Here is an 11,471-nt window from a genome sequence, read left to right as displayed (position 1 = left end):
ATCGCTGCCGTCAAAGACGTCTTGCCATGGTCCACGTGACCGATGGTCCCGATGTTGCAGTGCGGCTTGTTGCGCTCAAATTTGACTTTGGCCATGGGACTCTCCGTTGGGTCTCGCTGGCAATTCCATTGCGGGGTTCAGTTGGCGGTTCAGGCGTATTTCGCCTGAACCTCCTGAGCGACGTTCGACGGCACTTGTTCGTAATGGTCGAACTGCATGGTGAAAGTGGCGCGGCCCTGGCTGAAGGAACGCAGGGTGTTCACGTAGCCGAACATGTTGGCCAGCGGCACCATCGCATTGATGACGTTCGCATTGCCGCGCATGTCCTGGCCCTGGATCTGACCGCGCCGGGAATTCAGATCGCCGATGACCGAGCCGGTATAGTCTTCCGGCGTCACCACTTCGACCTTCATGATCGGCTCGAGCAGCACCGGGCTGCCCTTCTGCAGGGCTTCGCGGAAGGCCGCACGGGAGGCGATTTCGAACGCGAGGGCGGACGAATCCACCTCGTGATAGGCACCGTCGATCAGCTGGACCTTGACGTCCACGACCGGGAAGCCCGCGAGCACGCCCGCACCCAGCACGCTTTCGAGACCCTTATTGACGCCGGGGATATATTCCTTCGGCACCGCGCCGCCGACGATCGCGCTCTCGAACAAGAAGCCCTTGCCGACTTCGTTCGGCTCGACCACGAACTTCACCCGCGCGAACTGCCCGGTCCCGCCGGTCTGCTTCTTGTGGGTGTAGTCGATCTCGGTCCGCTTCGTGATGGTCTCGCGATAGGCGACCTGGGGGGCGCCGATGTTCGCGTCCACCTTGTAGGTGCGCCGCAGGATGTCGACCTTGATGTCGAGGTGCAGCTCGCCCATCCCCTTCAGGATGGTCTGGCCGCTCTCGAAATCGGTGGACACCCGGAAGGACGGATCCTCGGCCGCCAGCTTGGAGAGGGCGATGCCGAGCTTTTCCTGGTCCGCTTTGGACTTGGGCTCGATCGCGATCTCGATCACCGGCTCGGGGAATTCCATCTTCTCGAGGATGACGGGCTTGTTGGTATCGCACAGCGTATCACCGGTGCGCACATCCTTCAGGCCCGCCAGAGCGACGATGTCGCCGGCGTACGCTTCCTTGATGTCTTCCCGGTTGTTGGCGTGCATCAACAGCATCCGCCCGACGCGCTCACGCTTGTCGCGGGTGGAGTTGAGCAGGCCCATGCCGGTCTCGATGACGCCCGAATAAAGGCGGCAGAAGGTGATGGTGCCGACGAAGGGGTCGTCCATGATCTTGAACGCGAGCAGCGACAGCGGCTCGGAGTCCGAAGGGTTGCGAACGGTGTCTTCCTCGGTCTTGAAGTCGATGCCCTTGATCGCACCACGATCGATCGGGCTCGGCAGATAATCCACGACCGCGTCGAGCAAAGGCTGAACACCCTTGTTCTTGAACGCCGAACCGCAGAAGACCGGATTGAACTTGCGGGTGACGACCGCCTTGCGGATCAGCTTCTTCAGCGTCTCCACGTCGGGCTCGACACCGTCCAGATAATTGGACAGCGCCTCGTCGTCGAGCTCGACCGCCGCTTCGACCAGCTTGCCGCGATATTCGGCAGCCTTGTCGGCGAGATCGGCCGGGATCTCCTCGTCGTGGAACTTCGCGCCGAGCGCTTCATCTTCCCAAACGACCGCCTTCATGCGGACGAGATCGATGATGCCCTTGAAATTGTTCTCGGACCCGATCGGCAACTGGCAGCAGACCGGGTTGCCCGCCACGCGGTCGATGATCATCTCGACGCAGCGATAGAAATCGGCGCCGGTCTTGTCCATCTTGTTGACGAACACGATGCGGGGCACGTTGTACTTGTCCGCCTGGCGCCAAACCGTCTCGGTCTGGGGCTCGACGCCCTGGTTGCCGTCGAGCACGCAGACCGCACCGTCGAGCACGCGGAGCGACCGTTCGACTTCGATGGTGAAGTCGACGTGCCCCGGCGTGTCGATGATGTTCAGGCGCTTGCCGTTCCAAAAGGCGGTGGTCGCAGCGGAGGTGATCGTGATGCCACGCTCCTGCTCCTGCGTCATCCAATCCATGGTGGCAGCGCCATCATGGACTTCGCCGATCTTATGGCTCTTGCCGGTATAATAGAGGATGCGTTCCGTCGTCGTCGTCTTGCCCGCATCAATGTGGGCCATGATGCCGAAGTTACGGTAGTCATCGATCGCGTGGGTGCGGGGCATGGCTTCAATCCTCTCCGATCACCAGCGATAATGAGAGAAGGCACGATTGGCTTCCGCCATCCGGTGCGTGTCTTCGCGCTTCTTCACCGCGTTTCCACGGTTGTTCGCCGCGTCGAGAAGCTCGGCGGAAAGGCGCTCCACCATGGTCTTCTCGTTGCGGGCCCTGGCCGAAGCGATCAGCCAACGGATGGCCAGCGTCTGGCGACGCTCGGTGCGCACTTCCACGGGCACCTGATAGGTGGCACCGCCGACGCGCCGCGAGCGCACTTCCACCGCCGGAGCGACGTTTTCGAGCGCTTGGATGAAGACCTCGACGGGGTCGTGCTTGGCTTTCGCCTCGACCGTGTCGAGGGCGCCATAAACGATCGACTCCGCGACCGACTTCTTTCCGTCACGCATGACGGAGTTCATGAAGCGGCTGAGGGTGAGGTTGCCATACTTGGCATCCGGGATGACTTCGCGGCGCTCGGCCCGATGACGACGAGACATGCTCTTATCTCCTCAGATCACTTCGGCCGCTTCGCGCCGTATTTGGATCGACGCTGCTTGCGGTTCTTCACGCCCTGGGTATCCAGGACGCCGCGCAGAATGTGATAACGCACACCCGGAAGGTCCTTCACACGGCCGCCGCGGATCATCACCACGGAATGCTCCTGGAGGTTGTGACCCTCGCCCGGGATATAGCCGATAACTTCGTAGCTGTTCGTCAGCCGCACCTTCGCAACCTTCCGGAGCGCCGAGTTCGGCTTCTTTGGGGTCGTGGTGTAGACGCGGGTGCACACGCCGCGCTTTTGCGGGCTCGACTGCAGAGCGGGAGCCTTGTCGCGCGCCTTCTGCGCTTCCCGCGGCTTCCGGATCAGCTGGTTGATCGTCGGCATACGCCTTCGCCTCGTCCTGACCTGCGGCTTGCGCCGCATTCTTGAATTTACGCGGCCCCGAGGGACCGCCGCTCATCGGCAGCCCGATCGGCCGCCACGAAACAGTCATCGCGCCGAAAGGCATTAGCCCTTCGACGGTCCAGGAACGGTCGGGCGCGCAGCATTGCCGTGGCAACGCAAGCGCCTCGTTCGCGACAGAGGATCACGCCGCTCCGCCCCTTTCGGAGCCGGCGCCGCGATCGTGCACCCATGCTTTCACAGTGCTGTTCCTGGCAGCGTTTCGGTGTTCCGATCGGGGCGCCCGGCTTTCCGGGAATGCCGCACCGATCGCTGGAGGCACCGACCGCCTGCCGCGAAGTGGGCTGCTTCTAGCCGGAGAGTCGCCGATCGTCAAGTATCTCCGGTCGGCGATGTCTGGATTAGGCCCTCACAAACGTGTTTGGCCGGCTTTATGGGCGAAATCGGCCAAGACGGGCGCCAAGACCGCGATAAAGGGCCCGGCCGCGCCGCGTAATCGGCAACCTTGGTGGCATAGACATGGGCACAACGGCTCGAAAATGCGGGTCCGCCGGAGCGGCGGACCCGCAGGCGACTCAGCCGACGATGGCCTTCACGCCATCCCGCTCGTCGAGCAGTTCCTTCAGGGTCTTGTCCATCATGGTGCGAGAGAAGTCGTCAACGGGAAGCCCCGCCACGACTTCGTAGGCGCCATTGGCGCACACCACCGGCATGCCGTACACGATCTCTTCGGGGATCCCATAGGAACCATCCGACGGCACGCCCATGGAGACCCAGCCGCCATTCGTCCCATGGATCCAGTCATGCATGTGATCGATGGCGGCATTGGCTGCGGAGGCCGCCGAGGACAGCCCGCGCGCCTCGATGACGGCTGCGCCGCGCTTGCCGACCTTCGGGATGAGGACGTCGCGATACCAGGCTTCGTCATTGATGAGGTCCGGAAGGGGCGTCCCCTTGACCGTCGCGAAGCGGTAATCGGCATACATGGTGGGGGAATGGTTGCCCCACACGGCCATCTTTTCGATGTCCGCCGAGGAGACGCCGGCCTTGGCGGCCAGCTGCGACAAGGCGCGATTGTGGTCGAGACGCAGCATCGCAGTGATGTTCGACGCCGGCAGATCCGGCGCGCATTTGCGGGTGATATAAGCGTTGGTATTCGCCGGGTTGCCGACCACCAGCACCTTCACGTCGCGCTTCGCGACTTCGTTGAGCGCCCCGCCCTGCACCTTGAAAATCTCGGCGTTTGCGAGCAGCAGATCGGCGCGCTCCATGCCCTTGGACCGTGGGCGGGCGCCGACCAAGAAGGCCGCGTCGATATCGCGGAACGCCACTTTCGGGTCATCCGTGACCACGACGCCGGCGAGATTCGGGAACGCGCAATCCTCGAGCTCCATCACGACGCCGCCCACGGCGGCCTGGGCCTGGGGCAGATCGAGAAGCTGGAGGATGACCGGCTGATCCTTGCCGTAGAGATCGCCATTGGCGATGCGAAACAGCAGCGAGTAACAGATCTGACCGGCGGCGCCGGTGACGGCGACACGAACGGCGGGCTTGGTCATGAGATAACCCCTGATTTCGACGCCCCGCTTCGGGGGGCTTCGCGCCGGGCAATCTAGGGCCGCGGCCGAGCCTTGGAAAGGCGCCCCGGCATCAGAATCAACCGGACAGCCAACCTCGCTTAATCCCCGCCCCCTGCCTCGCCGCCGAGCGTGATCGGCGCGTTCGGCAGTTCGTTGCGGTCGCCCGAACGCGCGGGCAGCGGGCCGGACAGGAGGTCGCCGGCGCGGGCGACGGCGGCGACGATGCCGTCGGCGAGCCGGCCCTCGGCGGCCGGCGCCGTCACGGTGCGGCAGACCTCCGCCCAGGCCGCGGCGCCGAGCGCCGCATCGGCATTGGCGTCGGCCAGTATCTCGACGATGCGGTCGCGTGATGCCACCAGGATGAGGAGCCCGCTCCGCCCCTCCGTCCCGTGCATGCCGTGGCCGACGAACAATTGACGCACCATCGCCCGCGCGGCTGCGCGGCGCTCGCGCATCGGCACCAGGCGGCGGGACACCGGGGGGAGCGCGAGTCCACCCCAGAACAGGACGAACGCCGCCGCCTGCACCGCCAGAAGCCGCAGTGGCTCGATCGGAAAGACGGCGATCGCCGGCCACGGCAGCACCAGAGCCCCCAAAGCGGCCCAGAGCACAGGATGATAGGCGTGGGTCACAAGCGGGGCTTCGACGAGCGCGACGCGAATCTCGGCTGAGGTCTTGGCTTCCGCCGCCGCGACCGCGTCGGCGATCCGCCGATGCTCGTCCGGCGTCAGAGGAGGAACATGCGCCATTTCACCACCCTCCCGAGGCGCCGCCGCCGCCGGACGAACCCCCTCCCCCCGAAAAGCCGCCGCCACCGGAATCGCCACCCCGGCCACCCGACCCTGGCATGAAAACGATCGGTCCGGCGGCGCCGCCACCGCGCAGCCCACCACCGCGCCAGATGATGAAGACGAAGATCAGGATCATGATCGCCAGAATCAGGAAATGGACCCAGTCATCCGACTCATCACCGTCTACGAGCGCCCTGGCGCGCCGACGCGCCTCCTCCGGATCGAGATTGAGGATGTCCAGGATCGCGTCGGCGCCCTTGACGATGCCGCCCGCCATGTCGCCGTCGCGGAATGCCGGGACGATGGCGGTTCGGATGATGGTGCCCGACACGGCGTCCGTAAGAATCCCTTCCAGCCCGTAGCCGACTTCGATCCGCACCTTTCGTTCGGCAGGCGCGACCAGGAGCAGAACCCCGTTATTCTCCTGCGCCTGCCCGAGCTTCCAGTGGCGGAACAGCCGGTTGGCGAAATCCTCGATCGAGGTGCCTTGCAAGGAGGGAATAGTCGCGACGACGAATTGGTCGCTCGCTTTCGCTTCCTGCGCCGCGAGCTTTCGGTCAAGTTCGACCAGGGTCTGCCAGTCGAGCACATGGGCCGAATCCACCACACGCCCACTTAAAGGCGGAAAGGTCAGCTCGGCGCGGGCCGGCAGGGGCAGCGCCATTAGAAAAAAGGCGAGCAGCAGCCCCGTAAGCATCCGGCAGATGCCCGGCACGAGCATCCGAGCGGGCTGGAGGTGGGCTGCGCGGCTCATCACCGAGACGCCCGCCGTGTCAATTGAACTTGACCTTCGGCACCTGCATCTGTTGCTCCGAGATCGTGAAAGTTTCCATCGGCCGCGCCGCCCGGTAGAGCGTCGCCGCCCAGAGCGCTCCGGGAAAGGTGCGCAGCTCGGTGTTATAGACCCGAACCGCCTCGATATAATCGCGCCGCGCGACGGCGATGCGGTTTTCCGTTCCCTCGATCTGGGATTGGAGGGCGAGGAAGTTCTGGTTTGACTTGAGGTCTGGATAGGCTTCGGCAATCGCAATCAGCCGCCCGAGGGCGCCGGAGAGCTGCGCCTGGCTGTCCTGAAACTGCTTGAACTGGGCCGGGTCGGTGATAGTCGAAGCGTCGACCCGCACCGAGGTCGCCTTGGCGCGGGCTTCGACGACGGAAGTCAGGACGTCCTTTTCCTGCTGCGCATAGCCCTTCACCGTCTCCACGAGATTCGGAATGAGATCGGAGCGGCGCTGATACTGATTCAGGACCTCGCTCCACGCCGCCTTCGCTCGCTCCTCCTCGGTCGGGATGGTGTTGACGCCGCATCCGGAGAGGACGAGCGCGAGCAGCAGCAGGCACGCGAGCCGGATGCGGGGAGCGGGAGCAATAAGGGCGATCATGGCGAAGCCTTCCCGGTGATATGCCGCGTCCGAGGACGAATCTGTACCTCGCACCGGACGTGCGGAGCGCGCTTGCTCCGCACGTCCGGTCGTCCAATGTCTGCGCAGGCGGCGTCAGCCGGGCGAGATCATCTTCTCGGGGCGGACGACCGCGTCGAACTCCTCGTTGGTGACATAGCCGCCGCCAACCGCTTCCTCGCGCAAGGTGGTTCCGTTGTGGTGGGCCGTCTTGGCGATCTTGGCGGCGGCATCATAGCCGATCTTGGGTGCCAGGGCCGTGACCAGCATCAGCGACCGCTCGAGCGCGGCCTTGATGTTGTCCTCGCGCGGCGTGATGCCGACGACGCAATGCTCGGTGAAGCTGTTGGCCGCATCCGCCATCAGGCGAACCGATTGCAGGAAGTTGTAGGCCATCACCGGATTGTAGACGTTCAATTCGAAATGGCCTTGGCTTCCCGCGAAGGTCAGGGCGGCATTGTTGCCGAAGATCTGGACGCAGACCTGGGTCATGGCCTCGCACTGCGTCGGATTGACCTTGCCCGGCATGATAGACGAGCCGGGCTCGTTCTCCGGCAGCGAAAGCTCGCCGAGACCAGAGCGCGGCCCCGAACCGAGGAAGCGGATGTCGTTGGCGATCTTGAAGAGCGACGCCGCCACCGTATTGATGGCCCCATGCGAAAACACCATGGCGTCGTGCGCGGCGAGCGCCTCGAACTTGTTCGGCGCCGAGGTGAACGGCAATTGGGTGATGGCGGCGATGTGCTCGGCTACCTTCTCGGCGAACCCAACCGGTGCATTGAGCCCGGTTCCGACCGCCGTCCCGCCTTGGGCCAGCTGCATCAGACCCGGCAGCGTCATTTCGATGCGCGCAATGCCGTGCTCGACCTGGGCGGTGTAGCCGGAAAACTCCTGCCCGAGAGTCAGGGGCGTCGCATCCTGCGTATGGGTGCGGCCGATCTTGATGATGGCCTTCCACTGCTCGGCCTTGTCGTTCAGGGCGTTCCGCAGCGTGCGGAGCGCTGGCAGAAGGCGGTGGACGATCTCCTCGGCGCAGGCCACGTGCATCGCAGTCGGATAGGTGTCGTTCGACGACTGGCTCATATTGACATGGTCGTTCGGATGGATCGGCTTCTTCGATCCCATCTGCCCGCCCATCATCTCGATGCCGCGGTTCGAAATCACCTCATTGGCGTTCATGTTCGACTGGGTGCCGGACCCGGTCTGCCAGACCACCAGCGGGAAATGGTCGTCGAGCTTGTTCTCCATCACTTCGCTGGCCGCCTTCACGATGGCCGCGCCGATCGTCGGATCGAGCCTGCCGAGCGCCATGTTCGTTTCGGCGGCTGCACGCTTGATCACACCCAAAGCGCGGATGACTGGCGCCGGCTGGCGCTCCCAGCCGATCTTAAAATTCCCGACGGAGCGCTGGGCCTGCGCGCCCCAATAACGGTCGGCGGGAACTTCGATCGGCCCGAACGTGTCCGTTTCCGTGCGTGTGGCAGTCATCTCGCTCGCCTTTCCACATGTCTGAAGCCGCTTGGCTTCTAGTTCGCCGACGCTCCCGAGGGAAGTGCTCCAAGTCAGGTGATGCCGGCAATGCAAAATAGTTAGGGGGAGGTACTTTGGGAGGGAAGAATGGCGGCACATTTGCCATAGCTTCGCCCTGGATCCCAGGCTAAATGCTTTGATCCGCATCGTTTCGGGGAAATGAAGCGCAAGGGTCATTTGCGATGCGGGAAATTCCCGGCGCGGTTTTGGGGGGAACCATGCCGAACGTCGAGGTTTGAAGTGGGCGAGATCGTCAATCTCAGGCGCGTGCGGAAGGCCAAGGCTCGCGGCAAGGCCGAAGACCAGGCGGCCCAGAACCGGATCGCTTTCGGCCGTACAAAGGCCGAACGCGCGGCTCAGGATCTGGAACGCCAGCAACGCACCCGAAGACTTGACGGCCATTTGCTCACGGAGAGGGAAAAAACATGAAAAGCCCCGTGGTGAAGAGGTCGATCGTCATTGCCGGCCATAAGACCAGCGTCAGTCTCGAAGATGCCTTCTGGGACTCGCTGAAGGAAATCGCCGCGGGCCGCCGGCTGACTCTGTCGGATCTGGTGGCGACCATCGATTCCTCACGGACCCAGGGCAACCTGTCCTCGGCGATTCGCCTTTTCGTGCTCGATTATTATCGCGGGCACGCCGCAGGCGGCCGGCCTCACGGCTCGAACGAACGCACCGGAGCCGGCGCTCCCGTTGCGTAAGCGGGGCCGCTCCCCTATCTGATGGACAAGCGAGGCACGCGCCACGTTGAAACGTGGCGCGTGCCTTCTTATAACCCGCAACTTGCGGCGCCGCGCGTACCGACGCTATTGGGCTCGGTATGTGCGCCAGCGACGTGTGGACTGAGCTGGACCGCAGCCTCAGACCGCGGTGATCGTGGCGCTCGACTGGAGACGTTGGATGTCGTGGAAGAATCAGAGCGGAGGTCCCTGGGGAAGCGGGCCTCGCGGGCCCTGGGGAACCGGGCCTTCCTCGTCCGGACCAACGCCGCCTGATATCGAAGACTTGATTCGCCGCAGCCAGGACCGGCTGCGGCATATGATGCCGGGCTCTATGGGCGTGAAGGGGATCATCCTTCTCGTCGCCCTCCTGATCGCCGGATGGCTTCTGTCTGGATTTTATCGTGTCGAACCCGACGAGCAGGGCGTGGTGCTGCGCTTCGGCCGCTTCGTCCAGCTCACCCAGCCAGGATTGAACTACCACCTCCCTTACCCGATCGAGACGGTGGAGACCCCGAAGGTCACCCGGGTCAACCGGATCGATATCGGCATGCGGATCGGCGAGGACGCACGGCGCGGCAGCCCGGTCGTACGCGACGTTCCCGAGGAAAGCCTCATGCTCACCGGCGATGAGAATATCGTCGACGTGGACTTCGCGGTCTTCTGGGTCATTTCGAATGCGGAGAACTACCTCTTCAACGTTCAAAACCCGGAGGGGACGATCAAGGCCGTGGCGGAAAGCGCGATGCGCGAGGTGATCGGCCGCACCAACATCCAGCCGATCCTGACCGGTGCCCGCCAGACCATCGAAACCGGCGTGCAGGAACTGATGCAGCGCACCCTGGACGAGTACAAGGCCGGCGTGCGGATCACCCAGCTTCAGATGCAGAAGGTCGATCCTCCGGCCCAGGTCATCGATTCCTTCCGTGACGTGCAAGCCGCCCGCGCTGACGCCGAGCGGTCGCAGAACGAGGCGCAGGCCTATGCCAATCGGGTCATCCCCGAAGCGCGCGGCGAAGCCTCCCGCATCGACAATGCCGCCCAGGCCTACCGCGAGCGCACGGTCGTCGAAGCCCGCGGCCAGGCCGATCGCTTCTTGAAGATCTACGAACAATATCTGACGGCCAAGGACGTCACCCGTCAGCGCATGTATTTCGAAACTATGGAGCGCGTGCTGGGGCCGATGGAAAAGGTGTTGATCGACCAAGGCTCGACCGCAACGGCCGGGGCCGGCGGCACGACAGGCGTGGTTCCGTTCCTGCCACTCGGCGAGCTTGGCCGCCGTCCAGCGCCGCCGGTCGGCGCAGCCCCGCAGGGCACCCAGAGCCAAGGAGCCGCGCGATGAGAAATCCGTTCACAGGCGGTCTGATCGCCGTCATTGTCGTGCTGGTCCTGTTCGGGGTCTATTCCGCGGCGTTCACCGTCACCCAGACCCAGCAGGCGCTTGTGCTTCGCCTCGGCAACCCCCTGCCCCCCATCACCACGCCGGGCCTGCACTGGAAGATCCCGTTCATCGACACGGTGGTCTATATCGACAACCGCATCCTCGATTTGGAAAACCCGCCGCAGGAAGTGATCGCGTCCGATCAGAAGCGGCTGGTGGTCGATGCGTTCGCCCGCTATCGGATTTCCAATCCGCTGAAATTCTATCAGTCGGTCGGGTCGATCGAGGCGGCCAATTCGCGGCTTGCCACTGTCTTGAATTCGGCGCTGCGCCGCGTGCTCGGCGAGAGCACCTTCACCCGCGTCGTGCGCGACGAGCGCGAGGCGCTGATGGCGCGCATCAACGAACAGGTCAATCGCGAAGCCGCCAATTTCGGCATCACGGTGGTCGATGTGCGGATTCGGCGCGCCGACCTGCCGGAAGCCAATAGCCAGGCGGTGTTCCAGCGCATGCAGACGGAACGCCAGCGCGAGGCGGCCGAAATCCGTGCGCAGGGCAACGAGGCCGCCCAGCGGACCCGGGCTCGGGCGGAACGCGAGGCCACCATCATCGTGGCCGAAGCCAATTCGACCGGCGAGCAGATGCGCGGTGAAGGCGACGCTGAGCGCAACAAGATTTTCGCTCAGGCCTATGGGCAGGATCCGGACTTCTTCGCCTTTTATCGCTCGATGCAGGCTTTCGAGGCGAGCTTGCGATCGAACGACACGAGGCTTGTCCTAAACCCGGATTCCAGCCTGTTCTTCCGTTACTTCTCCGATCCCATGGGCGGCGTACTGGACCCGCCCGCGATCGCCCCGGGCGCGCCTCCCTCGCGGGCGCCCGCACCTGCGGCCGGCACCGCCATTCCGCCGGTCGCCCCAGCCCCGGCCCAGTAGGCCGGGGGTGG

Annotated in this window: 13 protein-coding genes; 4 read left to right on the top strand and 9 right to left on the bottom strand. The window is 64.3% G+C overall.

The window, feature by feature from the left end; all coding sequences use genetic code 11:
* The 9 genes from EDC64_RS18650 to fumC form a co-directional block, all read right to left on the bottom strand.
* The coding region (locus tag EDC64_RS18650) for a GTP-binding protein (protein ID WP_132034170.1) at positions 1-95 on the bottom strand (95 nt) is incomplete at its 3' end.
* Positions 96-149: 54 nt separating this feature from the next.
* The gene (fusA, locus tag EDC64_RS18645; RefSeq protein ID WP_132034168.1) at positions 150-2,225 is read right to left on the bottom strand and encodes an elongation factor G; all 2,076 of its coding nucleotides are present in this window, start codon (positions 2,223-2,225) and stop codon (positions 150-152) included.
* A gap of 18 nt (positions 2,226-2,243) precedes the next feature.
* On the bottom strand, positions 2,244-2,714 hold the full coding sequence (rpsG, locus tag EDC64_RS18640) for a 30S ribosomal protein S7 (protein WP_132034166.1): 471 nt from the start codon (positions 2,712-2,714) through the stop codon (positions 2,244-2,246).
* A 17-nt stretch (positions 2,715-2,731) separates the two neighbouring features.
* The gene (gene rpsL, locus EDC64_RS18635) at positions 2,732-3,103 is read right to left on the bottom strand and encodes a 30S ribosomal protein S12 (RefSeq protein WP_012171083.1); all 372 of its coding nucleotides are present in this window, start codon (positions 3,101-3,103) and stop codon (positions 2,732-2,734) included.
* 593 nt (positions 3,104-3,696) lie between these two features.
* Positions 3,697-4,680 carry a malate dehydrogenase gene (locus tag EDC64_RS18630; protein WP_132034164.1) on the bottom strand — a complete coding sequence of 328 codons (984 nt, stop codon included), beginning with the start codon at positions 4,678-4,680 and terminating at the stop codon, positions 3,697-3,699.
* Positions 4,681-4,799: 119 nt separating this feature from the next.
* Entirely contained in the window at positions 4,800-5,450 is a 651-nt protein-coding gene (locus EDC64_RS18625) for a TPM domain-containing protein (protein ID WP_132034162.1), read from the bottom strand.
* 1 nt (position 5,451) lies between these two features.
* Entirely contained in the window at positions 5,452-6,246 is a 795-nt protein-coding gene (locus EDC64_RS18620; RefSeq protein ID WP_245504777.1) for a TPM domain-containing protein, read from the bottom strand.
* Between the two features lie 19 nt (positions 6,247-6,265).
* Positions 6,266-6,874 carry a LemA family protein gene (locus EDC64_RS18615; protein ID WP_207916130.1) on the bottom strand — a complete coding sequence of 203 codons (609 nt, stop codon included), beginning with the start codon at positions 6,872-6,874 and terminating at the stop codon, positions 6,266-6,268.
* Between the two features lie 114 nt (positions 6,875-6,988).
* Positions 6,989-8,380 (bottom strand): class II fumarate hydratase, encoded by a 1,392-nt coding sequence (gene fumC, locus EDC64_RS18610; RefSeq protein WP_132034160.1) that lies wholly within the window; start codon positions 8,378-8,380, stop codon positions 6,989-6,991.
* Positions 8,381-8,581: 201 nt separating this feature from the next.
* Between fumC and EDC64_RS18605 the strand changes: the two genes are divergently transcribed.
* The 4 genes from EDC64_RS18605 to hflC all read left to right on the top strand — a co-directional run bounded on the left by EDC64_RS18605 (position 8,582) and on the right by hflC (position 11,460).
* The gene (locus EDC64_RS18605; RefSeq protein WP_245504776.1) at positions 8,582-8,851 is read left to right on the top strand and encodes a DUF4169 family protein; all 270 of its coding nucleotides are present in this window, start codon (positions 8,582-8,584) and stop codon (positions 8,849-8,851) included.
* Positions 8,848-9,123, top strand: coding sequence for a ribbon-helix-helix domain-containing protein (locus tag EDC64_RS18600; RefSeq protein ID WP_132034156.1), 276 nt, complete (start codon positions 8,848-8,850; stop codon positions 9,121-9,123). The genes EDC64_RS18605 and EDC64_RS18600 overlap by 4 nt, the downstream gene beginning before the upstream one ends.
* A gap of 199 nt (positions 9,124-9,322) precedes the next feature.
* On the top strand, positions 9,323-10,486 hold the full coding sequence (hflK, locus tag EDC64_RS18595) for an FtsH protease activity modulator HflK (protein WP_132034184.1): 1,164 nt from the start codon (positions 9,323-9,325) through the stop codon (positions 10,484-10,486).
* The gene (gene hflC / locus EDC64_RS18590) at positions 10,483-11,460 is read left to right on the top strand and encodes a protease modulator HflC (RefSeq protein WP_132034154.1); all 978 of its coding nucleotides are present in this window, start codon (positions 10,483-10,485) and stop codon (positions 11,458-11,460) included. The genes hflK and hflC overlap by 4 nt, the downstream gene beginning before the upstream one ends.
* Positions 11,461-11,471: the final 11 nt, after the last annotated feature.

Source organism: Aquabacter spiritensis (genome assembly GCF_004346185.1).
Lineage (GTDB): Bacteria > Pseudomonadota > Alphaproteobacteria > Rhizobiales > Xanthobacteraceae > Aquabacter > Aquabacter spiritensis.
This window is presented reverse-complemented; position numbering and strand designations above follow the sequence as displayed.

Excerpts from the sequence above, each read along its gene's own strand:
- fumC (WP_132034160.1), bottom strand. The coding sequence starts at position 8,380 with ATGACTGCCACACGCACGGAAACGGACACGTTCGGGCCGATCGAAGTT.
- EDC64_RS18615 (WP_207916130.1), bottom strand. The coding sequence starts at position 6,874 with ATGATCGCCCTTATTGCTCCCGCTCCCCGCATCCGGCTCGCGTGCCTG.
- EDC64_RS18600 (WP_132034156.1), top strand. The coding sequence starts at position 8,848 with ATGAAAAGCCCCGTGGTGAAGAGGTCGATCGTCATTGCCGGCCATAAG.
- fusA (WP_132034168.1), bottom strand. The coding sequence starts at position 2,225 with ATGCCCCGCACCCACGCGATCGATGACTACCGTAACTTCGGCATCATG.
- hflK (WP_132034184.1), top strand. The coding sequence starts at position 9,323 with ATGTCGTGGAAGAATCAGAGCGGAGGTCCCTGGGGAAGCGGGCCTCGC.
- rpsL (WP_012171083.1), bottom strand. The coding sequence starts at position 3,103 with ATGCCGACGATCAACCAGCTGATCCGGAAGCCGCGGGAAGCGCAGAAG.
- rpsG (WP_132034166.1), bottom strand. The coding sequence starts at position 2,714 with ATGTCTCGTCGTCATCGGGCCGAGCGCCGCGAAGTCATCCCGGATGCC.
- EDC64_RS18625 (WP_132034162.1), bottom strand. The coding sequence starts at position 5,450 with ATGGCGCATGTTCCTCCTCTGACGCCGGACGAGCATCGGCGGATCGCC.
- EDC64_RS18620 (WP_245504777.1), bottom strand. The coding sequence starts at position 6,246 with ATGAGCCGCGCAGCCCACCTCCAGCCCGCTCGGATGCTCGTGCCGGGC.
- EDC64_RS18605 (WP_245504776.1), top strand. The coding sequence starts at position 8,582 with ATGAAGCGCAAGGGTCATTTGCGATGCGGGAAATTCCCGGCGCGGTTT.
- hflC (WP_132034154.1), top strand. The coding sequence starts at position 10,483 with ATGAGAAATCCGTTCACAGGCGGTCTGATCGCCGTCATTGTCGTGCTG.
- EDC64_RS18630 (WP_132034164.1), bottom strand. The coding sequence starts at position 4,680 with ATGACCAAGCCCGCCGTTCGTGTCGCCGTCACCGGCGCCGCCGGTCAG.